Genomic DNA, 23,109 nt, shown 5'->3' on the forward strand with positions numbered 1-23,109 from the left:
AAGCACTGAACGAAAAAATCGTCCAGTGCTTTTTGCATGGCACAAAAATGGTTCTAACCTTGTTGATTGATGTAAGGATTAGGATCGACAGCATTTTCATTACCGACACCGCCGCTCATACGTTGGAAGTGAAGATGAGGGCCAGTGGAGTTACCAGTACTACCTGACAAGCCAATTTGATCGCCAGCTTGTACTTTGTCTCCAGCTTGAACATTTAGCGAATTCATGTGCATGTACCATTGATAGTAATCGCTATTCTCTTCTTGGATTGTGACTTGATTACCGCCACCATAATTACTCCAACCACTTTGAATAACAGTACCATCTGTCAGTGAGTATACAGGTGTATTTTCAGGCATAGCATAGTCGACGCCATAGTGTGCACCACCGCCATGATATTGGCCATAAGGTTGAACTTGCTCATATTGAGACAGCCAATTAGAATCGGCTGTTTGGTTTGTATTTGATGAACTTGACTCAGGTGCAGATGTTTGTGGGATTTGGCCTTGTCCCGTTTGATCCGTTGTGTTGGATTGTTCGCTTCCACCGCTATTGTTTTGACTATGATTAGATAGCTGCATTTGATTTGGGTTGACTTCTGGTTGATATCCATTTGACGTGAGATCTTGGTGACTTTGATATGCTGAGTAGTCATTATCTTGATATGGGGATTGTGTCTCATTCGTGATGACTTCAGCACCTTGTGTACCATAATTATGGATAGGGAAATAGAAATAATGTGTACGACCTTCGTGATCTATGAGATAGAAATAATATTCATGATTGTCAAACATACTTTGATTCCAATGACCATCTAACGTGTGGTGATAGTTACCATTTGAATCTTGAGTGATCTCACCATATGAAAAAAGGGATTGGACGTCCTCTGTACTGAATTGTTCATATTGGTGCGCTTGAGTTGCCTCACTCGCATTCGCATCTTGGGACATTAACCCAGCAGCACCTATAGATAAAGCGATAGTCGACACGCTTAGTAATTTCTTCATTTAGAATAGCCTCCTCAAATTAATCTACAGGTACTGTAACACCATCTATAGACTGTGAGAATAGGAGATATACTTTTTTAACTATATAGTAAAAGTGCGATAAACACTGTAATATTTCGGACAATTTGTTAACCGGCTTCATAGCACTATTCAAATTATTTTTGTATGAGTACCTTGATATAAAAATGTAATATCTAACATAAAACAAACGCATTCGTATCATACGTGATAATCATAATATGGAGATTATCGAAATGCTTAATAATGGCATTAAAAAACCCCTAAAGTCATATGTCTACTTTAGGGGTGTATAATGTCAAATATATGAATTATGCTTCAACTTTGTTTACAGATGCATCGTAAATCGAATCGATAGTTGCACCTAAAATTTTGTCGAATTCTTCATCAGATTGACTGACGCGTAAATCATTAATTAATGCACGAGAGAAACTTGCGATTAAATTATGATTTGTTTTAAGGACTTCATTTGCATGTTCGCGGCTATAGCCACCAGATAATGCTACAACACGTATAACATTTGGATGATTTGCTAGAGCTTCATATTGGTTAACATTTGTTGGGATTGTTAATTTTAACATTACATATTGATCTTCTTTTAATTCATCTAAATGTGCCTTAATCGTATCTGCTAAATACGCTTCAATTTCAGCTTTATTTTCAGCATTAATATTTACTTCTGGCTCAATAATCGGTACTAAATCTCTAGCTATAATTTGTTTTGCGACATCGAATTGTTGTTCAACAACTTTATCGATACCTTCTTTATTGAATTCAAGAATATTAGAGCGCATTTTTGTACCGAAAATTTTATGGTCATTGGCACGGGCTAATAATTCTTCTAATTCAGGCATAGGTTTCATTAATTGAACACCATCTTTTTGTTCAGCTAGTCCTTTGTCAATTTTTAAGAACGGCACAATCCCTTTATCAGCAAGGTAATCACCTGTATGCTTACCTTCAACTTCACGATCCATCGTTTGTTCGAAAAGAATCGCACCAAGTACTTTATCAGACGTAAATGAAGGCGATGTAACAATACGCGTACGCATATCATGTACCAATTGGAACATTTCGTCGTCATTTTGATATTGATCCTCTTCAACACCATATCCAAGTAAAGCTTTAGGAGTACTACCGCCACTTTGATCTAATGCTGCAATAAATCCTTTGCCGTTTTTAATCTTATCAAATTGTTCTTGATTCATAATTTCACTCCTCATTTATTATAACCTACACGTCTAGTATGCCTAAAAAAAGTTATGCATTCAAATAATTTAAATGAAAAAGAAAATAACCCAAATATTGAAAGTAGAAAATATTGATGAATTGCACACACTTTGTAGAAATAAATGAATGTATATCATCTGTTTGTCTAAAAGAAAGAAATACGTTTACTTTGGAGAGTTCAAAAGGAAAGTTTTCTATCTACATAGACTTATGATAAGGTGATGTTAATAAACGAAAAAATCAGAGGTTATTCAATGGCATTTTATGAAAACTTAGTCGTACTATTGAGTGCAGGAATGATTTTACTCCCCATTACGATTATCAGTCTAATCATTAATGAATATATGAAACCGATGGAAATACGTTCATTCAAAGCGACGTTCATCATGATATTATTACTCGTTTTATGTGGTATAGGATTATTATTGTTAACTTAACTTATAGACGGATTCCTTTTAAATCAATGTAGCTGAGAATGATGTTGTACTCATATTTCGTGTCTAGCACTTTGCAGTAATTCGTCTTTAGACATTGTTGTACATCAATTGTACCGTTTATACCTAAGTCAGTTATTAAATTAAAATGAGGTGTCACTTTATGTTGCAAAACAAAGAAAGCTTTAGATTGCTATATCAAGCGATCAAAGAACTATCAGAAAGAATGGGTGATGATCAATTAGAAACATATTCTATCAGTTTATTGTTATTAGATTTTGATTTTGAAGATGAAACTTTTGATCAACTATTATTAGCATTTTCGAAGTATATAGATGAAGTGGGTGTCGATCACATCAATCATAGTGAAGTTTTAGCCTTGATAGATAAAACAATTCCAGAAGATAGGGAGATTAATCTTTATATTAAAAACAAAATCATTATTGGATTTGCTAATAATTATTTTCCAGAATTACAAGTTTTAGCAAATGAAATTAAGACGGATATGGCTGTTGCTATGGTTAAGGATTTTAATTAGAGTACTAATGATTTGATGCTATTCTGTTTGAAGTAATCATTGAGATAATGTCTCAAAGATAACTAAATAAGACTCTAGACCGTTTTTGGATATGAACTAAAAACATATTCTTAATTTAGAGAGGTGAAGTTCATGAAAAAAAGGTATATAACAGTATTTGGAATTCTCGTAGTGAGTGTTGTAGCTTATTTGATTATCAGTATGATACACCTTAATGAAAAAGAAATATACTATGGGAAAATTCAAAGTGAAGATGGCATCGTAAAAAAATTAGTCTCTGAAGATGGTCATATTAAGCATCATTATAAACTGACGACAATGAATGTAGATAAAGTTGATCCAGATCAATTTGTTAAAGTTACTTTGACTGATGCAGGAGGTGTGATTTTAGACGAATCACTCATCTCAAAATCACAAATCCCTAAAAAGTTAAAAAATAAATTCTGATTGGTACATATGATGCGCTTTTGTAGAAAGTGAGTTGTTATTATTCCCATTATCAAATAAATATTTGTGGTGTAATAGTAAAAAGCGAAATAAGTGATTGGTGTTATTTGAATGAGTGAATTGTGATATATTTATATTGTAAACGTTTAAATGATATGAGAAAAATAAAAAGGGGAATAACGATGGCTTATCAAAGTGAATTTGCACTGGAGAATGAGGTGCTCCAACAATTAGAACATTTAGGTTATGAACGCGTCAACATTCATAATGTTGAACAGCTGTATGATAATTTAAGAGCGATTATTAATGAGCGTCATGAGGCAAAACTAGAGGGGAAACCATTAACGGATAGTGAGTTTCAACGATTATTGACGGATATTAATGGGAAGTCTGTGTTCGACAGTGCAATGCAACTACGAGATCGTTATATACTCCGACGTGATGATGAAACAGTCGTATCGCTTGAATTGATGAATACGAAGAAATGGTGCCAAAACAAGTTTCAAGTGACGAATCAAATCAGTGTGAAAGACAAATATAAAAGTCGTTATGATGTCACCATTTTAATCAATGGTTTACCAGTGACACAAATTGAGTTGAAACGAAGTGGTGTCGCCATATCTGAGGCGTTCAACCAAATTGAGCGTTATCGTAGACAAAATTTCACGGGACTCTTTCGTTATCTTCAGCTTTTTGTAGTGAGTAACAAAATGGAAACACGTTATTATGCGAATAGTGACCGTGAAATTCTAAAGGCGCATATGTTTTATTGGACGGATGAAAAGAATGAGCGCATCAATTATCTTAAAGACTTTATCAAAGACTTTTTAGAGCCATGTCATCTTGCTAAAATGATCAGTCGTTATATGATTGTAAATGAAACAGATAAGATTCTAATGGCATTACGTCCGTATCAAGTCTATGCAGTTGAAGCGATACTCAATCGAGCACTAGAAACGAATAATAATGGCTATATATGGCATACGACTGGTAGCGGTAAGACATTAACTTCATTTAAAGCGAGTCAATTATTATCACAAGAAGAAGAAATTAAGAAGGTTATCTTTCTTGTAGACCGTAAAGATTTAGATAGCCAGACACTAGCTGAATTCAATAAGTTTCAAGATGATTCGGTTGATTTTACCCAAAACACGAAAAAACTATTGAAACAATTAGAAGATCCTTCACAACATCTGATTGTCACAACGATACAAAAGATGGCAAATGCGGTGAAGTCAGGCGAGGCTGTTATGGATCGTTATCGAGAAGACAAGGTCATCTTTATTATTGATGAGTGTCACCGCACACAATTTGGCGAAATGCACCGACTGATTAAGCGACATTTTCAAAACGCCCAATACTTTGGTTTTACCGGAACGCCTCGCTTTGAAGCGAATAAGAGTCAAGATGGTCGTGCCACTGCCGATATTTTTGATAAGTGTTTACATTATTACCTGATTAAAGATGCGATACGAGATGGCAATGTACTCGGTTTCTCAGTTGAATATAATCAGACCTTTAATACTAAAGAAAATATGAATGAAGATTATGTTGATAAAATCAATACGTCAGAAGTTTGGATGGATGAAGAACGTCTACAGCTCGTTGCAGAACATATCGTGAGGAACTATTCGAAAAAGACCCATCAAGGTAAATATACGACGATGTTTACAGTTCAAAGCATTCCTATGGCAATAGCGTATTACGATATCTTTCGAAAGTTGAAACAAGAAGGTAAGCATGATTTAAATATTACAACGATATTTACATATCAAGCGAATGAAGATACACATGAAGAGGAGTACTTTGAACATTCTCGTGAGGTACTTGACCGTGTGATGGTCGATTATAACCAAACATTTGGGACGAATTATGATACAGATCACTTTGATGGTTATTTTTCAGATGTGTCAAAGCGTATGAAATCAGTTGTCCCAGGTGAAAAGATTGATATTCTTATCATTGTAAACATGTTCTTGACTGGATTTGATAGTAAAAAGCTGAATACACTTTATGTTGATCGTAACTTACAACATCACGACTTGATTCAAGCGTATTCAAGAACAAACCGGATTGAAAAAGAAACCAAACCTTATGGTAACATTGTCTGTTATCGAGATTTGAAGCGACAAACAGATGAAGCGATTGAGATATTCTCGCAAACAGACAATACGGATACAGTATTAAGTTTATCGTATGACGAATACCTAACAGTCTTTAAAGATACTTTAAAGACTGTCTACACCTTAGCTCCAACACCACTTGATGTAGATAATCTTGAATCTGAAGAACAACAAAAGGCATTTGTTGAGTCATTTAGAGAACTTTCGAATACACTTGTCAAACTTAAAACGTTTGATGCATTTGAATTTAGTGAAGATGAGCTGAATATTTCTGAACAAACTTATGAAGATTATAAAGGCAAATATCTCGCTATTTATGAAAATGTGATTAGACGAGAAAAAAATAATGAAGAAGGTGTGTCGATTTTAGACGATATTGACTTTAAGATTGAACTGATGCGTAATGATCTGATTAACGTCAAGTATATTATGGACCTGATCGGACAAATTAATCTTTCCAATAAAAATGAAAGAGATGAAAAACGTCGTCAAATCCATCAATTGTTAGATAAAGCAGATGACGAACAATTACGTCTCAAAGCAGATCTCATTCGTCAATTCATTGATCGTGTCGTTCCATCTTTAAAAGAAGATGCAGATATTAATGAAGCTTATTATGATTATGAAGAACAACAGAAACTCAAAGAAATTGATACGTTTGCACAACAACACTCAATGTCACCAACGTTTATTAATGAAGTTATTGGTGAATACGAATATAGTGGTCACATTGATCGTAAACAAGTGCGACAAAATATAACTGGCAATCTGATTCAGCGTAAGAAGAAAACAGATGATGTAGTGAGGTTTGTTGAAGATACGTCAGGAAAATATAGTTATACTGAATAAGAATCTTAAGAAACTCTTGTATTTTATCTTTACTACAAGAGTTTTTCTGTGTATAATACAATTGTAGTAAAGATAAAATACATCGAAAAGGGGTGTTGACCATTGATACTTTAATTAGATATTCGAACGGTTCGTTACTTACACGTTTAGAAGAAGTCACTACTGACGGTGTAGAGGTGCCTATCTATGATCACGTGATGATGTCATATGATAAAGGCGTATTTCATCACCTTCCTCACGAACCGAAATGGATGAAATTGCCAAACAACCATAAAGGGAAAATAGTGCAAGCGGGTCAGATTGTCATGAATATGATGACAACCGAATGTGTAATAGTGAGTGAGCGTCATGAAGGAAGCATATTACCTTACAACTATACATTAATCGAAATTGATGAGACACGCCTAGACAGTCAATATCTTGTGTATTGGTTTAATATGTCACCTTCAGCACAAGCACAACTTAATCAATTCATGCAGGGGGGATCACTTGTTAAAAAGCTGACACTCAATCACTTGAAACAAATCAAAATACAACCACCACCACTGAAAAAACAAAAGCTTATCGGTCGAATAGCTGCATATCGAAAACGTCAAAAGTACTTATATCAAAAAAAGCAATATCTTATGGACCAATTTTTAGTAGAACAGTTATTAAGGGAGGAATATTAATATGTCAACAACTGAAAAACAACGTCAACAACAAGCAGAATTACAAAAGAAATTATGGAGTATTGCTAACGATTTACGTGGGAATATGGATGCAAGTGAATTCCGAAACTATATTTTAGGATTAATTTTCTATCGTTTCTTATCTGAAAAGACAGAACAAGAAGTAGAAGATATGTTAAAAGAAGAGAATATTTCATATGAAGATGCTTGGCAGAACGAAGAGTATCAAGAAGTTATACGTGAAGAACTGATTCAATCTAATGGATTTGTTGTTGAACCTCAGGAACGCTTTAGTCACCTTATTCGTAAAATAGAAAACCAAACATTTGATATTGAAGACTTACATCGTGCAGTCAATCATATCGAAGAATCCACACGTGGAGAAGAGAGTGAAGATGACTTCAACCATTTATTCGCTGATATGGACCTTCACTCAACACGACTAGGTAATACCAATGCTGCACGTACTAAACTAATTGCTAAAGTAATGATGAATATCAGTACACTACCATTTGTACATAGTGACATGGAGATTGATATGCTTGGCGATGCATATGAATACTTAATTGGTCAATTTGCAGCAAACGCCGGTAAAAAAGCTGGAGAGTTCTACACGCCACAACAAGTCTCAAAAATACTAGCTAAAATTGTCACAACAGGTCGCAAAGACTTAAAAAATGTTTATGACCCGACATGTGGTTCAGGTTCACTCTTATTACGTGTAGGACGTGAAGCAAACGTTCGTCATTACTACGGTCAAGAATACAACAATACAACATTTAACTTGGCTCGTATGAACATGTTATTACACAACAAAAACTACCAACAGTTCACAATTGAAAATGGTGACACACTAGAAGACCCTGCAGTGAAAGAAGAGCGATTTGAAGCAGTAGTGGCTAACCCGCCATATAGTGCTAAGTGGAGTGCTGATCCATCATTTATGGACGATGAACGTTTCAGCAATTATGGTAAGTTAGCACCAAAATCAAAAGCAGACTTTGCCTTTATTCAACACATGATATACTACTTAGATGATAACGGCACAATGGCAGTTGTATTACCACACGGTGTTTTATTTAGAGGCGCAGCAGAAGGTAAAATCCGTCGCTATTTAATCGAAGAAAAGAACTATCTTGATGCCATCATTGGATTACCAGCGAACCTTTTCTTCGGTACAAGCATTCCGACAAGTATCCTAGTATTCAAAAAATGCCGTAAAGATGATGACAATGTCCTCTTTATCGATGCATCACAATCATTCGAAAAAGGGAAAAATCAAAACCATCTCTCTGATGAAGATGTTGAAAAAATCGTCAACACATATCGTAACCGTGAGACAATTGATAAGTTTAGCTATAATGCCTCACTCGAAGAAATCAAAGAGAATGACTATAACCTAAATATTCCTAGATACGTCGATACATTTGAAGAAGAAGAGCCAATTGACCTCGACCAAGTCCAACAAGAACTTAAAGTGATTGATAACGAAATAGCACAAGTAGAAGCTGAAATCAATGGCTACCTTAAAGAGTTAGGGGTGTTGAAAGATGAGTGAATCGAAAAGAAACATCCCTGAACTGCGTTTCCCAGAATTTACAGGAGAATGGGAAGAAAAGAAGTTGGGGGAGATAGTTGAATTTTCTAAAGGTAAATATTTAGGTAAAAAAGATTTAAGTGAAAAAGGAGTTAAGTGTATTCTCTATGGAGAGTTATATACAAAATACGGGCCAATAATAACTGATATATATAGCAGTACAAATGCAGATAAAAAGTTGTTAAAAGAAGGAAAGTATAACCAAATTTTAATACCTTCATCTGGAGAAACTTCTGTAGATATAGCGACCGCTTCTTCTATTGAGTTTGATAATGAATTCTATATAGGAGGGGATATAAATATATTAGAGCCTAAAATTGATAAAGGAACATTTATTTCATTATCTTTAAATGGTGTGAATAAGTTAAATTTATCAAAGTATGCTCAAGGAAAAAGTGTTGTACACATATATAATAATGATATAAAAAAGTTAAAGATAAGTATGGCGGTTGAATTAGAAGAACAAGAAAAGATTGGCACGTTTTTCAGTAAGCTTGATCGATTGATTGAGCTTGAAGAGAAAAAATATGAATTGTTAGAGCAACAAAAGCGCGGCTATATGCAAAAGATTTTCTCTCAAGAACTAAGATTTAAAGATGAAAATGGGAATGCTTTTAAAGAATGGAAAAATACTAATTTCAATTATTTTATGAGTGAGCCTGATAATTTAGAAAAAGGGAATAATTTACTAAAAGACCAATTATTAACAGTTAAGTTACAAGGTAACGGCGTAAGTAAAGCAAATATCAATAGAGCACTAAAAATGGGGGCAACTGTGTATTACAAAAGATTCGCTGGACAATTTATTTATGGTAAGCAAAACTTTTTTAATGGAGCCTTAGGAATTGTACCCAAATCTTTAGATAACTTTTATAGTTCCGGTGATGTTCCTGCTCTGAATATTGACTACAGTAAAATTGATAGATATTATTTTATAAATTATATATCTAGAGAAGATTACTATAGAAAGAAAGAAGCTTTTTCAACTGGTACTGGTAGCAAGCGAATACATGAAAAAACTTTATTGGGATTTGATATAATGTTACCCAGTGTTGAAGAACAACATAAGATAGGTGCTTTTTTCAATAGGTTAGATACTTTTATTGAAAAACAAGAAGATAAAGTTGAGTTATTAAAGCAACGGAAACAAGGCTTTTTACAGAAGATGTTTGTGTAGTGTTGATAACGGCCTATTATGTAAAAAAGTTTGAGACATTATATTAATAAAACAGGGTTCTAAAAAGAGATGGATTGTCGCGAATAGATGACATTAACCTCGCCATTAGTCCTTCTTATTGCTTGTGCTTTGTTTTGACACATACACCTATGAAGATAAGCAAATTGATTAAACCAATGACTATTGCAAAGATACGTACATTATGTTCAAATTCAAAAAAATGTGGCCAACTTAATAAGATAAGTGCAATGATGAATAATACAATGATTACTGATAAATACATTTTATTCTTGATGAGCATCACGTTCACCTTTTCTTAAAGAGTTTCTCAATTTAAAACTTTATCATAATGCAATATATCAATCTTATGCATAGTATAATATAAATATAATGTGTCTACAATTATAAGAAGCACTGTTGCCCCGGTCAACAGTGCTTCCTATAACAAGTTTGTTATATTAACAGCATCAGAAAAAGTGAAAGGTTATGGGAATAGCGTATTCGCATCAGAAATCATTTTAAAAAGTGTTTTATATATACGCTATTTTGTGTAGTCATCAGATACATTTTGTCCGGGGATACTTTATGTGAGGGACTAAGGTTTAGAATGTCTTTTTCTAAAGGGTGTGGATGTCAATTGCGCGCACATTTCGGGAGGCTCGCGAAGGGGATAGACATTCTAAATCAATAGCCCTAGGGTTTCTAACAAAGTGTACTTTCTCTCTTTAAGAATCGATGGTGTCAAGTCCCAATCGCACTTGTCTTCACCCTTTGATCTTTAAGATGTCAATACTATGATGATTTGACGCTTCATATCTATAACAATATAGGTGTTGTAGTGTCTAAGATGATTATTATCAAATACGCATATGACTATAGATATCTGGAGATCTGAATTGTCATCACACCATAAATATGTACATTTATAGATCAAGTTGATGTTGCAAAAGTATAACGCAGCGCATCAACATTTATATAAAAAGGTTTTGTTTATATTTGAATGATTCTATTTCTATGGGTCATGGTTAATTAGTAAACGGTTATCTTTGACTTCGATGGCTTGAAGTAGGTAGGGTTCGCTGTATGGATAGATAAAATGCGTCTTTAATATATTGTCGAAAATATTTATAGTATCGTAATTGTTAGTGAGTAAAAAGGAACGCGTATGACGGACTGCCAGGTGTTGAGAAGATAAAGTCGAGGTGAGCAAGGTGATAATTGTAGGATATAACTTAATCATGATGTGACCCTCCTGATGTAATAAGTTGTAAAATATTGCAATGGCATTATATAAGATTGTCTATATAATATGTTTTGTTATGTATATTATATAGTGCAATGTTGAATAATGCAACAACTTTTTTCAGAAAAATCGAAAAAATATTAAGATGCTTAGTAAATATGTAAAAAATTTTAATGAATGTTTTGTTTTTTTACTAAAAGATATTGAGATAAACAAAAGAGAACCCATAGTGAGAGCTTAAAGATATGCCATAAGGGTACATCAGTAGCTTTTAACACTTTGGGTTCCTACTTATGAATGAGTTGTGGATACGCAAATAGAAATGCGTCTATGATTTGTCTGTTTGTGTGTATGTTGCGTCGAGATTATGACTGATCCTCAATATGAACGAACTCATACTGATGAATCAAAAATGTGAGTGTATCATTGTAAGGTGTATCAATATCCGCTTCATCTCCGTATTTTGAGATTTGACCGTTAAGGTAGTCGATTTCTGTATATCTACCGTTGTATAGATCTTGATGCATCGAAGGATAATGTAATCCTTGTGCTTCTTTTGGATAGGCATTCTCAATTTTTTGGATGAGCTCCTGTTGATCGAGGTGAACACCACGAGATGTTGCGACTTGTACAATTTCTGCTACGAGTGGGTGGACGAGTTTTGAAGCAATAGGGTTTTGACTGAATTCATATATCGTCTTGTCAAAAATCGTGCATAGTGGATTTAATACACTGTTCAAGGTAGCTTTAGACCAGATTGAACGAAATATATCGTCACTGACTTTCGCGTTTAACTGTGCATCATTCAACATTTGAGCGATACGTTCTGTGCGCTCATCAGTTTGACCGTCTGCACGTTGTAATTCAATGCTACCTATTCCTTCAAGCAATACTTTGCCAAGGCCACGTAATCCTGCAGTCCACATCGTTACAGCTAAAAAGATCTGTTCATGTGGCACAATTTTTGAAAGGCGTTCATCATGGCCTAATCCATTCATCATTGAGAGTACGGCGGTATGATGAGTAATAGCCCCCTTATCATATAATTTTCTAACTACTTCTTCAGATTGCATTGATTTGGTTAAGACGATAGCCAAATCAAATGATTCATTCACTTCATTGGGTGTCGTGACTGGAATATCAATGGTATACGTGTCAGTTTCGGTCTGAACTTCAAGCCCCTTTTCGCGTATGGCTTGCACATGGTCTTCCCATGTATCGATTAAAGTAACTGAATATCCTGCCTGTGATAATTGTGAACCAATTCGGCACCCCATAGCGCCAGAGCCAATAATTGAGATTTTTCTCATTTTTCAGACTCCTTTCTTTATAGATTTACAATCTCCATTACAGAAGAGTATAGATTTAATATTAATTGATGTCAACATTTAATTTTGTGCTACAGATAATTTTGCGGGTTTTTTAGGGGATGTTTCATACTTATTTTAGTACGCCTAGCTAACTAAAAGTGATGCAATATGGTGTATAAATTGAAAAACTGCATCAATTTTGCCTCGTTTTTTAAAAAATTGAATATTTCTTGATGATGCAAAAAATAAAGCAAAAAGGTCAAAATTTTTTGCTCGCCATCCCATTCTCCTTGAATCCTGAGCACTTGTTCAACAACCTTGTGATAGACGGTGTTTCGCAAGTAGGATTCTCGACAGAATGTCATGACTCGTCAAAATTTGGGGAACAATTTTGCTCGTCATTCCATTCTGCTTGAATCCTAAACACTTGCTCAACAACCTTGTGATAGACGGTGTTTCGATTGCAGAGTTTTCGGCATAACTTCGCAATTCTTCAAAATTTGAGGAACAATTTTTTGAATTGCTCGAGTTATGCTCAAACTCTAACCGCAAGCTCAACAACCTTTTTTGATAGACGGTGTTTCGATTGCTGACTTCTCAACAGAACTACACAGTTTCACAAAATTTGGGGAACAATTTTGTTCACTGTTAGGTTCTGCTCGAAGTCAAAGCGCAATCTCAACAACCTTTTTTGATATAGTTGTGTGTGAGTGCTTTGACTTTTGGAGATAGGATTAATACGGCGATGATGTTTGGAATTAATACGATGGCTAGTGCAAGGTCGAGAAGGTTCCACAATTGTGTGCCGACTCCAATTGCACCTATGATGATGGAGATGACGTATATGACTTTCATGATTGTGCCTGCTGTGATGCCGAATATGAATTCAGCCATACGTGACCCATAAAAGATAATGACGATTATCGTCGAAAATACAAAGAATACCATCGAAATTGAGACGATGGCACTGCCGAAACTACCAAATGCATCGTGGAAGGCGCGTGCAGTGAGTGCTGCAGCGTTCTCTTTTGCGTCAGGCTCTTGCCAAACGCCAGAGACGAGTACGACAAATGCTGTTGTCGTACAAATGACAAGTGTATCGACTATAATCTCACTGACAGCCCAAAATGCTTGGCGGACGGGATGGTCTGTCTGAGCGGCAGCATGTGCAATTGAAGAAGTTCCTAGACCTGCTTCATTTGAATATATCCCTCGTGCAAAACCCCAACGAATTGTTGTGGCAAGTGCTGCGCCAAAACTACCTCCGAGCGCTGCATCCGGACGAAAGGCTTTTTCGATAATAAGTATCATGATATGAGGTAAATGCTGAATGTTTATAATCACAATACCGATGCTTAAAATCAGGTAAAGTGCGACCATGACCGGGACTATCATCTCTGTAAATGTCGCAATACGTTTTACACCACCGAACACCACAAGTGACGCAATGATTGCTAAAATGAGACCTGTGACAATAGGCGGAATATGAAAAGTATCATGCACTGTACTTGCAACTGAGTGGCCTTGTACCATGGTGCTCGGTATGATTTCAAGTGCGAGAGCTACAGCGAATACTATCGCAAAAATCATCCCTAATTGGCGATTGCGAAAACCATTTTTCATGTAATAGGTTGGCCCGCCTACAAACTCACCTTGACTATTTTTCTCTCGATAATGAACGCCTAACACACTTTCACTAAATTTGAGTGCCATTCCGAAAAAAGCGATCACAATCATCCAGAAAACAGCGCCCGGACCACCCATCATAATGGCGGTAGGGACACCTACAATATTGGCAGCGCCTACAGTAGAGGAGAGTGCTGAGGTAAGTGCTTGGCGTGGTGTAATGGTTCCTTCTCCTACCGGGGTTGCATTAAATTGTCCAAATGTTTGTTTTATGATATAACCAAAATACCGAAACTGAATTCCCTTTAAGTAGCATGTCAAAAATAAACTCGATAGCAACAGAAGCAACACAATGGGATATCCCCATAACCAATTTGTAAATTGAATAAGATATGACATTGTTTCATCCCCTTTATATGATTCAATGCGAAATCGTAGTATCAAATGAGCTATAAAATTATTATAGGTTAAATAGACTGAAATTTACAATAATTTATAAGAGTGATTTATCTTAATAATGCATTAAAGTGTTAACAATTTGGACATAATCAGTGTACTTTTATAGATGAAAGTGATGAAAATTATATGTTAAAATATTCACATAAAAATAGAAAAGAGGAAGAGGTATGCTTCTTTTTATTATAGAGATAATCATTATGGTCCTCGCAATTGTGTTAGGGTTACGCACTGCGGGGGCTTTAGGTTGCGGTATATTTGCTTTAGTAACTCAGCTTGTGATGATATTTGGTTTTGGTTTGCCACCGGGTTCTGCGCCTGTGACAGCGGTTTTAATTATTCTCTCAATTGGTATCGCTGGCGGGACGTTGCAAGCAACTGGTGGTATTGATTATTTAGTTCATTTAGCTTCAAAGATTATTGAACGCTTTCCAAAGTCAATTATTTTCATAGCGCCGTTGATTGTTTTTGTATTTGTCTTCGGTATAGGTACAGCGAATATTGCATTGTCATTAGAACCCATTATTGCTAAAACAGCAATCAAAGCACGTATACGCCCTAAAAAAGCATTAACTGTGTCTGTTTTAACTGCGAATCTTGCATTGTTGTGTAGCCCAGCTGCATCTGCAACTGCGTATATGATTTCTGAATTTGCGGGACTTGGTTTTACGCTCGGTCAATATTTATCCATTGTCTTGCCGACAGCGTTGATTACGATGTTTTTATTAAGTTGTTTTGTGACTTTTGTAGGACAAACGAAAATAGATGATGTCCATGCACAAACGATGTTGCAAAAGATTGGCCAATCTCAAACTGAAACGCAGTATAGCCTTCGCGTCAAACTGGGAGTTATGTCATTTATCATTGCTGTTATTTGTATTTTAACTTTTGGTATTTTCCCAGAGTTAAGTCCGTCATTTAAGGTCGATGGTGAGACGGTTCAATTACAAATGACAGAACTTGTACAACTCTTTATGTACATGAGTGCGATGGTTAACTTATTACTGATCAAGGTTCAACCTCAACAAATTTTGTCCTCTCATATTACACAAGCAGCTATGGGGGCATTATTTGCGGTACTTGGACCAGGATGGCTTGGTGCCACAATCTTTAGTGCACCGTCCAACCGCTCAATTATGGAAGAACAAGTCGGTGGCCTCATTAGTGCGGCACCGTGGCTGATTATTTTACTCGTTTCACTGATTGCGATGGTCGTTATCTCACAATCTGCAACGGCTTCGATTGTAGTACCGATTATGTTATCACTTGGAATACCACCTACATTTTTTATGGCTGTTGTGCAAACGTTAAATGTGAACTTTGTTATTCCGGCACAACCGACAATTTTGTTTGCGGTCGATGTTGACGAAACGCGATCAACACGTACGACAAGCTTTTTATTGCCAGGATTCTTCGGCATTACTGTATCAGTCATTGTCGGATTGAGTATTAAAACATTATTAGGATTATAAAAGGATTGAATATGACGGCTCGACATCATTTTGTCGGGTCGCTTTTTGTTTTGTTTAAATTGTTAAAATATTTATTTTAAGAATGATGAATTGATGTTAAAGAGGTCCTATTATATGATGAAAGCGGTCACATGTTAAGAGGAAAGAGTGATGAAAATGAAGAATCATGAAAACGCCTATCTTCTACAATCGGGGAAGATCAGTGTTGGAATTGAGGTGGGTTCAACGCGTATTAAGACCGTTGCAATCACGCCTGATTGTCATACGATTGCAACAGGATCATTCGAATGGGAAAATCGTTTTGAAGCAGGATATTGGACGTATCATTTGGATGAAATGTGGAAAGGAATCCAAGAGAGTTACGGACAGATGACGCGTTATATTGAACAGAAATATAACGTTACAATGACTCAAATTGCATCACTTGGAATTAGTGGAATGATGCATGGTTATCTCGTATTTGATGATAAGGAGAACTTGCTTGTGCCTTTTCGTACATGGCGTAACAACAATGCCACCGAAGCAGCAGTAGCGTTGCGAGAAAAGTTTGAAGTCAATATCCCTGAACGTTGGAGTATTGCCCAATTGTATCAATCAATACTTAATCAAGAGTCACATGTTGCTCATATCTCATTTATGACGACTTTGTCTGGTTATATTCATTGGCGTTTGACGGGTGAAAAAGTACTAGGTATCGGTGATGCATCAGGGATGTTTCCAGTTGATAGCGTGACTCAATCCTATCGACAAGACTTGTGTGAAGTCTTTGATGAACTACTTGAAAATCACGGTTATTCTCACCGAATTGAGTCAATTTTGCCAAAAGTCAATGTAGCAGGCCAAAATTCCGGAGAGCTAACAACACAAGGCGCACGTTTGATTGACCCGACAGGTAAGCTACGCTCAGGATGTCCGCTATGCCCTCCTGAAGGGGATGCGCAATCAGGAATGGTTGCGACCAATAGTGTTGCGCCACATACCGGTAATGTATCAGTGGGGACGAGTATATTTGCGATGATTGTATTAGATAAGTCGCTTTGCCACGTTTATCCTGAGGTAGATATTGTAACGACGCCAAGTGGACACGAGGTTGCCATGATACATGCCAATAATGGTACATCAGACATCAATAGCTGGATGGGGCTTTTTGGCGAGGTACTCACTGCTATGGGCATAAACTTTAATCAAGAAGCACTCTTTACGACAGTACTTGAGCGAGCATTGGACGAAAATGCAGATGCAAGCCACTGGTTGTCCTATGGATATGTATCAGGAGAGTTTATCACAGAGGTCTCAACAGGTTACCCTATGTTAGTGCGTACACGTGACGGACAACTGACATTAGCGCATTTGATGAAGACACATCTTTTTAGTACTATGAGCACTTTGAAAATAGGTATTGATTTGCTACAAAGAAACGAACATATCCGTATTGATTCAATTGTAGGACATGGCGGACTTTTTAAGACGCCTCAAGTCGCTCAAAAATATTTGGCTATGGCACTTGAAAGTCCGGTTCGTGTAATGGACACAGCTAGTGAAGGGGGCGCATGGGGCATGGCAGTCCTTGCAAACTATAGTCTGCATGCGCATGAACAAGAGTTCGAAACATACCTTAAACAGCGTGTTTTCCAACAGCGTCCATCAACTGAATATACACCATTACCAGAAGATATTCTACAATTTCGTGAATATGTAGCTAAATTTGAAGCGGGATTACAATTACAAGAAATAGCGCATCAAATCTTTAGTAAGAATACAAAGAATTAAATGACATCGTAAAAGATGGAGTGCAATTATTTTAAAGTTGAAAGTGTAAGTGTTAAACTATGACTATGATTAGGCGATACAACTAACTTTATGCAGATATACAAAGAGAAAGGAAGTTGGATAATGCCAAAATTAATATTATGTCGTCACGGCCAAAGTGAATGGAATGCACAAAACCTCTTTACAGGATGGGCAGACGTTGATTTATCTGAACAAGGAGTACAAGAAGCAATGCGTTCCGGCCAAAAGCTCAAAGCACAAGGTGTTCGCATTGATGTTGCGTTTACCTCATTACTTAAACGATCAATTAAAACGACATATCATTTGTTAAATGAATCGGATCAACTGTGGATTCCAGTTCATAAAACTTGGCGTTTAAATGAACGTCATTACGGAGGATTACAAGGTTTAAATAAAAAAGAAACCGCCGAAAAGTATGGAGAAGAACAAGTTCATATTTGGCGTCGGTCTTATGATGTGAAACCACCTGATCAAAGTGAGTCACAACGACAAGAATACTTGAAGGATCGTAAATATGAACTGTTAGATCGTCGTATCATGCCAGAAAGCGAAAGTCTAAAAGACACGTTAGAGCGAGTGATTCCTTATTGGAATGACCAGCTTTCACAATACTTATTGGACGGTCAAACTGTATTAGTCTCTGCGCACGGAAACTCATTACGCGCATTGATTAAGTTTTTAGAAGGCGTACCTGATGACGAAATTGCACAATATGAGATTAAAACGGGAGCACCCCTTATTTATGAACTAGATGAGGCACTGCATGTCCTAGATAGTTACTATTTATAATAAAAGAGAAGATTGGGATACACATACATGAAAGTTGAGACTGTTTAAAGCTAAAACAGGTTTCGACATCATTCGTATATATCCCAATCTTTTTTTGTGATGATGCATGATAATTTGAAAACAGGGAAATACCTTGTAAGTCGTTCATCATTTTAATACCAATGTCTATTGATATAGTGATTATATTATTATGATAAATAATTATTTTGTAATCATATTCTGAACATTGAAAAATAATTGTAATAAATTTTTAAAATTATGATTAAAAAGATAAATGAAAGGGTAGCAATGAAAATATAGTTATTATAAATAGACTAGGAGGTCAGGAATATGGGGAAAATTGTAGATTCATTGATGGATGCACTGAATAGTATAATTGGTTTTATTCCAAACTTAATTAGTGCTATTATTCTTTTGCTTGTTGCATGGATTATTGCAACAATCGTTAAAAAAATCATTGTGAAGGGCCTAGGTGCTTTAGGATTTGAAGAATGGTTACAAAAGAAAGGGCTCGTTGATCGTCAAAAAGGAAAATCAGACTCAGAAGGGTTAATCAAAACCTTTGGTAAGTTAGCATACTTCTTGATTTTCTTATTATTTTTACCGGCAGTATTCGATGCATTAAAAATGGAATCAGTATCGAATCCAATTCGTAGCATGATGCAAAGTGTTTTAAACTTTGCGCCAAGAATTCTTGTTGCGGTAATTATTTTAGTCATTGGATTATTTATCGCTAAAATGTTAGGTACTTTAGTGAAAAACTTATTACAAAGTTTAAATGTAAGTCGCTTCAACCATTATATTAACTTTGGTAACGATAAAAATAGTATCGATTTACCAGTAGCAGTAGGTTGGGTAATTACAACAATTATTGGTTTATTCTTCTTTGTTCAAGCGTTAAACACTGTCAACTTAACAGTGTTAAATAAGATTGGTGCGGCAATTATCGGGTACTTACCGTTAGTTGTATCAGCTGGAATTATTTTAGCATTAGGTTTAATCGGAGGGAACTTACTTGCGAAATTCATCCGTAAATCAACTGGCAATAACACATTAGCGGAAGTCGTTAAATTTTTATTAATCATTGTTGCTGTATTTATGACATTAGATCAATTGAATTTTGCACAAAGTATTGTTAACGTTGCATTCTTATTAATCCTAGGTGCTATTGCTGTTGCCTTTGCAATTGCATTTGGTATCGGTGGTAAATCATTTGCAGAAAAACAATTACAAAAACTTTCAAACAAAATCGAAAAAGAAAGCGATTCAAACCATAATCAATTTTAAAGCAAAAGAGGATGGACACGTATTGGTCCATCCTCTTTTAATATGCAATTTGATACCGAAACAAATAGAGTCAATCAATAGATCTATCTTATGATGTGGAAGCTTGAACGGGATAGTGATCTGAGTAGTCTTGGTACTGGTATGTTTTGCCCCATGATTTTACTTGCCACTCAGGAGAATGTGTCTTAAGAGCTGTATTGCGCCACGATGGAGGATTAGCGTGATCACGTTCTACAAGAATATAATCGAGGTATTGCGGTTCTAATTTGGGATAATTATATTGAGCAATACTGTTTGTTGCTGTATCCCAAGTGCTCGTATGACCAGAATATTGTGTAGGTGGATTAACATTTAATGTCTCAAGCATCTTTTGATATTCTGGTGTATCTTTAATAACATTCAAATCGCCTCCAATTAGAACCATTTCATCTTCGGGGATGTTCTTGTTTTGAATGAACGTTTGAATTTCACGCATTTGACTTTCACGAACGCTTGCATATTTATCTTGAGATAAGGTAGAACCATCAGCTTGCAAATGTGTGCCAATTACGTGAACTGGACGCCCATTGTGATTGATTTTGACATATGCAAATCCTTTATTCGAAAAACGATCTGCGCCGCGCCCATTTTTAAAGATATGTTGTTCTTGTTGAATAATAGGAAAACGACTAACGATACCGACACCTCCATTTGTAGGGGAAACGCTAGAGTAAGCACCGGATGTTCGGTCCCAACCTTCTTGACTTTGTCCAATCACAGGCGTTTGATAAGGATAGTGCTGTTGGAGATTTGCTAAAAGCTTCGAGGATGCTTCTGAATCAAATAACTCATTCAATATGATAACATCATTGCCTTGTATGTAATCTGCACGAGAGATTAAATCTGCGCGCTGCATTTGTCCCCAATTGGGGTATAATGATTGCGGCATAAAGTAGACATTATGCGTAGTTATTTTGAAATCATCATATGTTTCAGCATGCATTGGCGAATAAGAGAAAAGTGAAACGCATACAAGAGATAGTGCAAAGATGCGTAGTAATATCTTCAAAAGAGTCACTCCTTTTAATTCAATCATTTAAATCCATTATTTCAATAGCAATATACCAAAATAAATATTATCGAAGCGGATATTTACATAAACTCAACTTAAACTTTAGAAAGTAGATATTCTTAACATAATCAAAATAAAAAAGAGGCTCTGACAAGATGAGGCCTCTGAAAAATTATTTTCAGAAACATTCATCTAGTGTCATAACCTCTGAATCATCTACGGGTCATCGTCTTTGTCAACCTTACGCTGATTCAACCAATGTTTGAATAACACAAGGATACAACCGACAATAATCGGAGTGAAAAGTTGATCGATGATATAAGAGAACATAGTGTCCCCTCCCAAACTTATTTCACTAGGAAATAAAAATAGACGATAATTCATAATATGTCGTAAAACCCTAAATAAGCAAAAAGCAAAATAGGTCAAAATATGACTCATTCAATGAAAAGGACAGTAAATAGTGTCTTATTTATATGAAATATATGTGATAATTAACAAAATCTGTTGTTTATAAAGAATTGATATCAATTTATTGAATGAGAATGCAAAGATTGCTATATAAAACAAACATAAATAAGCTGAGACACGACAGATGTCCCAGCTTGTTTTAATCATTTAGACGTTGGCTTGATTGAGTCGCAACGTACTTGTTTAGCGAGTGAAGTAATATAGCCGAAGAAGGCATCATGATCAACATGATGAATGATATTAATTTCTCGACCGTGATTAGGATCCATATAAGTCCGTCCTTGACTGGGTCCTTTGGTGATTACAGCTGCTTTGACTGTTTCTTTTTGAACGAGATCAGGTTTACCGACATAAGCAGTGGTTAACACGTCCCACAAGAAATAAGTAGAGTTTGTTTGGAAGTGTGTCAAAGGTGGTACTGAGGCATAGCTCACACCTAAAAAGTCAACACCAGGATATTGACGTTCATTCGCCCACATTTGTCTAATGTCAAGTGTGAGTGGGACTTGATTAGTACTTTCCAAAGCAACCATATCAATGGGGATATTGGAATCAAAAACAACTTTAACAGCATCTGGATCCCAAAATGCATTCCATTCTGCTGTCCCGTCATGCTCAGGTTCTTCGACATTCCCGCGATCTAAGAAAGTGCCTCCCATCCATACAAGACGCTCAATTTTGGCTTCGATACTTGGATCCACTTTGAGCGCTTTTGCTAAATCTGTCAAAGGACCGGTAAATAACAATGTGACACGTTCTTTTGAATAATTCAACTTAAAAATAAGATCTTCATAAGCTTGGCACTTTAATAACTTCGATTGTTCTGTGACACGTTCATTTAAGATAGGTAATGCATCCATAAAAAAAGCGTGCATACGCCATTCTTTTGGAAACGGATTTTTTCCGCGTTCTTCTGAGACGGCTACATCAATAGCATATTCCGAAAAACGGTTGATGATTTTGCGTGTAGCACTTTCAGAAGGCTCAACATAACAATCTGCTCCTATTGTGCTAACGCCTATTAAATGAATATTCTCCATATGTAGTAACAAAAATAATGAAACTAAATCATCTACGCCACCATCGTGATTAAAATAAACGTTATGCATCTTATATTTTCTCCTTTTTAACATATTCAATATATATTGTAATAGAAAATAAAATATAAAAAAAGAGAACTTGTTTTGTCTTAACTATTATCATCAATCGATTCATCATCAGAATTGGCATGTATCTCTTTATAGAAGGATGAGACAACATTGGATGTTGAAATATATTGAGCACCTGCACAATGTAAAAATACATCATTTATTTAATGTGCAATTTATATACATACTAATATCAATAAATTGTGAATATTTAATATTTTAAGCTTGATATTAGATGTTCATATGACCAAAAATTGATTTAAAACTTTTTATATTTTGCAATGTTAAAAGTTGATAGCCAAGCATGATTTGAAGTTTATAATAATAAGTTGTTAATAAAATAAATAGTCAAATAAAAAACAAATTAACATAAA

20 protein-coding genes are annotated in these 23,109 nt (G+C 35.6%); 11 read left to right on the forward strand and 9 right to left on the reverse strand.

The window, feature by feature from the left end:
• Positions 1–53 precede the first annotated feature (53 nt).
• Both C7J90_RS04080 and C7J90_RS04085 read right to left on the reverse strand, forming a co-directional pair.
• Positions 54–1,007: a M23 family metallopeptidase gene (locus tag C7J90_RS04080; protein WP_103208876.1), complete on the reverse strand. Its 954-nt coding sequence runs from the start codon at positions 1,005–1,007 to the stop codon at positions 54–56.
• A 329-nt stretch (positions 1,008–1,336) separates the two neighbouring features.
• Positions 1,337–2,233, reverse strand: coding sequence for a fructose bisphosphate aldolase (locus C7J90_RS04085; protein ID WP_103208874.1), 897 nt, complete (start codon positions 2,231–2,233; stop codon positions 1,337–1,339).
• A gap of 276 nt (positions 2,234–2,509) precedes the next feature.
• Here C7J90_RS04085 and C7J90_RS04090 point away from each other — a divergent pair, with 276 nt between their 5' ends.
• From C7J90_RS04090 to C7J90_RS04120, 7 genes are all read left to right on the forward strand, one after another.
• A complete protein-coding gene (locus C7J90_RS04090; RefSeq protein ID WP_103208872.1) occupies positions 2,510–2,692 on the forward strand; it encodes a hypothetical protein in 183 nt (60 codons plus the stop codon).
• 160 nt (positions 2,693–2,852) lie between these two features.
• A complete protein-coding gene (locus C7J90_RS04095) occupies positions 2,853–3,227 on the forward strand; it encodes a hypothetical protein (RefSeq protein WP_103208870.1) in 375 nt (124 codons plus the stop codon).
• Between the two features lie 132 nt (positions 3,228–3,359).
• Positions 3,360–3,674 (forward strand): hypothetical protein, encoded by a 315-nt coding sequence (locus C7J90_RS04100; RefSeq protein WP_103208869.1) that lies wholly within the window; start codon positions 3,360–3,362, stop codon positions 3,672–3,674.
• A 182-nt stretch (positions 3,675–3,856) separates the two neighbouring features.
• Complete coding sequence (locus tag C7J90_RS04105; protein WP_103208866.1) at positions 3,857–6,646, forward strand: type I restriction endonuclease subunit R; 2,790 nt, start codon at positions 3,857–3,859, stop codon at positions 6,644–6,646.
• Positions 6,647–6,738: 92 nt separating this feature from the next.
• Positions 6,739–7,317 (forward strand): restriction endonuclease subunit S, encoded by a 579-nt coding sequence (locus tag C7J90_RS04110; RefSeq protein WP_103208864.1) that lies wholly within the window; start codon positions 6,739–6,741, stop codon positions 7,315–7,317.
• Between the two features lies 1 nt (position 7,318).
• The gene (locus tag C7J90_RS04115) at positions 7,319–8,875 is read left to right on the forward strand and encodes a type I restriction-modification system subunit M (RefSeq protein ID WP_103208863.1); all 1,557 of its coding nucleotides are present in this window, start codon (positions 7,319–7,321) and stop codon (positions 8,873–8,875) included.
• On the forward strand, positions 8,868–10,091 hold the full coding sequence (locus tag C7J90_RS04120; protein WP_103208861.1) for a restriction endonuclease subunit S: 1,224 nt from the start codon (positions 8,868–8,870) through the stop codon (positions 10,089–10,091). Before C7J90_RS04115 ends, C7J90_RS04120 begins: the two co-directional genes overlap by 8 nt.
• 115 nt (positions 10,092–10,206) lie before the next feature.
• Here the strand turns inward: C7J90_RS04120 and C7J90_RS04125 are convergent, their stop codons facing one another.
• The 4 genes from C7J90_RS04125 to C7J90_RS04135 form a co-directional block, all read right to left on the reverse strand.
• Positions 10,207–10,374 carry a hypothetical protein gene (locus tag C7J90_RS04125; protein ID WP_158701901.1) on the reverse strand — a complete coding sequence of 56 codons (168 nt, stop codon included), beginning with the start codon at positions 10,372–10,374 and terminating at the stop codon, positions 10,207–10,209.
• 729 nt (positions 10,375–11,103) lie between these two features.
• Positions 11,104–11,331: a hypothetical protein gene (locus C7J90_RS11860; protein ID WP_142379864.1), complete on the reverse strand. Its 228-nt coding sequence runs from the start codon at positions 11,329–11,331 to the stop codon at positions 11,104–11,106.
• 368 nt (positions 11,332–11,699) lie between these two features.
• Positions 11,700–12,644 (reverse strand): ketopantoate reductase family protein, encoded by a 945-nt coding sequence (locus C7J90_RS04130; RefSeq protein ID WP_103209592.1) that lies wholly within the window; start codon positions 12,642–12,644, stop codon positions 11,700–11,702.
• A 678-nt stretch (positions 12,645–13,322) separates the two neighbouring features.
• Positions 13,323–14,669, reverse strand: a complete 1,347-nt coding sequence (locus C7J90_RS04135) for an alanine/glycine:cation symporter family protein (RefSeq protein WP_103209590.1) — start codon at positions 14,667–14,669, stop codon at positions 13,323–13,325.
• Positions 14,670–14,926: 257 nt separating this feature from the next.
• Here C7J90_RS04135 and C7J90_RS04140 point away from each other — a divergent pair, with 257 nt between their 5' ends.
• From C7J90_RS04140 to C7J90_RS04155, 4 genes are all read left to right on the forward strand, one after another.
• A complete protein-coding gene (locus C7J90_RS04140; protein WP_410048034.1) occupies positions 14,927–16,198 on the forward strand; it encodes an anaerobic C4-dicarboxylate transporter family protein in 1,272 nt (423 codons plus the stop codon).
• A gap of 156 nt (positions 16,199–16,354) precedes the next feature.
• Positions 16,355–17,968, forward strand: a complete 1,614-nt coding sequence (locus C7J90_RS04145; RefSeq protein ID WP_103209594.1) for a xylulokinase — start codon at positions 16,355–16,357, stop codon at positions 17,966–17,968.
• Positions 17,969–18,091: 123 nt separating this feature from the next.
• Complete coding sequence (locus C7J90_RS04150; protein ID WP_103209587.1) at positions 18,092–18,778, forward strand: 2,3-diphosphoglycerate-dependent phosphoglycerate mutase; 687 nt, start codon at positions 18,092–18,094, stop codon at positions 18,776–18,778.
• A gap of 330 nt (positions 18,779–19,108) precedes the next feature.
• Entirely contained in the window at positions 19,109–20,065 is a 957-nt protein-coding gene (locus C7J90_RS04155; RefSeq protein ID WP_103209585.1) for a mechanosensitive ion channel, read from the forward strand.
• 88 nt (positions 20,066–20,153) lie between these two features.
• On the opposite strand, the gene sph is transcribed toward C7J90_RS04155, so the two are convergent.
• The 3 genes from sph to C7J90_RS04165 all read right to left on the reverse strand — a co-directional run bounded on the left by sph (position 20,154) and on the right by C7J90_RS04165 (position 22,696).
• Positions 20,154–21,140, reverse strand: a complete 987-nt coding sequence (gene sph, locus C7J90_RS04160) for a sphingomyelin phosphodiesterase (protein WP_103209584.1) — start codon at positions 21,138–21,140, stop codon at positions 20,154–20,156.
• 192 nt (positions 21,141–21,332) lie between these two features.
• Complete coding sequence (locus C7J90_RS11865) at positions 21,333–21,446, reverse strand: type I toxin-antitoxin system Fst family toxin (protein ID WP_115855768.1); 114 nt, start codon at positions 21,444–21,446, stop codon at positions 21,333–21,335.
• A gap of 284 nt (positions 21,447–21,730) precedes the next feature.
• Entirely contained in the window at positions 21,731–22,696 is a 966-nt protein-coding gene (locus tag C7J90_RS04165; protein WP_103209582.1) for a nucleoside hydrolase, read from the reverse strand.
• Positions 22,697–23,109 lie beyond the last annotated feature (413 nt).

Source organism: Staphylococcus felis (assembly GCF_003012915.1).
Taxonomy (GTDB): domain Bacteria; phylum Bacillota; class Bacilli; order Staphylococcales; family Staphylococcaceae; genus Staphylococcus; species Staphylococcus felis.

Excerpts from the sequence above, each read along its gene's own strand:
- C7J90_RS04150 (WP_103209587.1), top strand. The coding sequence starts at position 18,092 with ATGCCAAAATTAATATTATGTCGTCACGGCCAAAGTGAATGGAATGCA.
- C7J90_RS04095 (WP_103208870.1), top strand. The coding sequence starts at position 2,853 with ATGTTGCAAAACAAAGAAAGCTTTAGATTGCTATATCAAGCGATCAAA.
- C7J90_RS04125 (WP_158701901.1), bottom strand. The coding sequence starts at position 10,374 with ATGTATTTATCAGTAATCATTGTATTATTCATCATTGCACTTATCTTA.
- C7J90_RS04130 (WP_103209592.1), bottom strand. The coding sequence starts at position 12,644 with ATGAGAAAAATCTCAATTATTGGCTCTGGCGCTATGGGGTGCCGAATT.
- C7J90_RS04100 (WP_103208869.1), top strand. The coding sequence starts at position 3,360 with ATGAAAAAAAGGTATATAACAGTATTTGGAATTCTCGTAGTGAGTGTT.
- C7J90_RS11860 (WP_142379864.1), bottom strand. The coding sequence starts at position 11,331 with ATGATTAAGTTATATCCTACAATTATCACCTTGCTCACCTCGACTTTA.
- C7J90_RS04115 (WP_103208863.1), top strand. The coding sequence starts at position 7,319 with ATGTCAACAACTGAAAAACAACGTCAACAACAAGCAGAATTACAAAAG.
- C7J90_RS04080 (WP_103208876.1), bottom strand. The coding sequence starts at position 1,007 with ATGAAGAAATTACTAAGCGTGTCGACTATCGCTTTATCTATAGGTGCT.
- C7J90_RS04165 (WP_103209582.1), bottom strand. The coding sequence starts at position 22,696 with ATGCATAACGTTTATTTTAATCACGATGGTGGCGTAGATGATTTAGTT.
- C7J90_RS04140 (WP_410048034.1), top strand. The coding sequence starts at position 14,927 with ATGGTCCTCGCAATTGTGTTAGGGTTACGCACTGCGGGGGCTTTAGGT.
- C7J90_RS04120 (WP_103208861.1), top strand. The coding sequence starts at position 8,868 with ATGAGTGAATCGAAAAGAAACATCCCTGAACTGCGTTTCCCAGAATTT.
- C7J90_RS04085 (WP_103208874.1), bottom strand. The coding sequence starts at position 2,233 with ATGAATCAAGAACAATTTGATAAGATTAAAAACGGCAAAGGATTTATT.
- C7J90_RS04105 (WP_103208866.1), top strand. The coding sequence starts at position 3,857 with ATGGCTTATCAAAGTGAATTTGCACTGGAGAATGAGGTGCTCCAACAA.
- C7J90_RS04090 (WP_103208872.1), top strand. The coding sequence starts at position 2,510 with ATGGCATTTTATGAAAACTTAGTCGTACTATTGAGTGCAGGAATGATT.
- C7J90_RS04155 (WP_103209585.1), top strand. The coding sequence starts at position 19,109 with ATGGGGAAAATTGTAGATTCATTGATGGATGCACTGAATAGTATAATT.
- sph (WP_103209584.1), bottom strand. The coding sequence starts at position 21,140 with ATGATTGAATTAAAAGGAGTGACTCTTTTGAAGATATTACTACGCATC.
- C7J90_RS04145 (WP_103209594.1), top strand. The coding sequence starts at position 16,355 with ATGAAGAATCATGAAAACGCCTATCTTCTACAATCGGGGAAGATCAGT.
- C7J90_RS11865 (WP_115855768.1), bottom strand. The coding sequence starts at position 21,446 with ATGTTCTCTTATATCATCGATCAACTTTTCACTCCGATTATTGTCGGT.
- C7J90_RS04135 (WP_103209590.1), bottom strand. The coding sequence starts at position 14,669 with ATGTCATATCTTATTCAATTTACAAATTGGTTATGGGGATATCCCATT.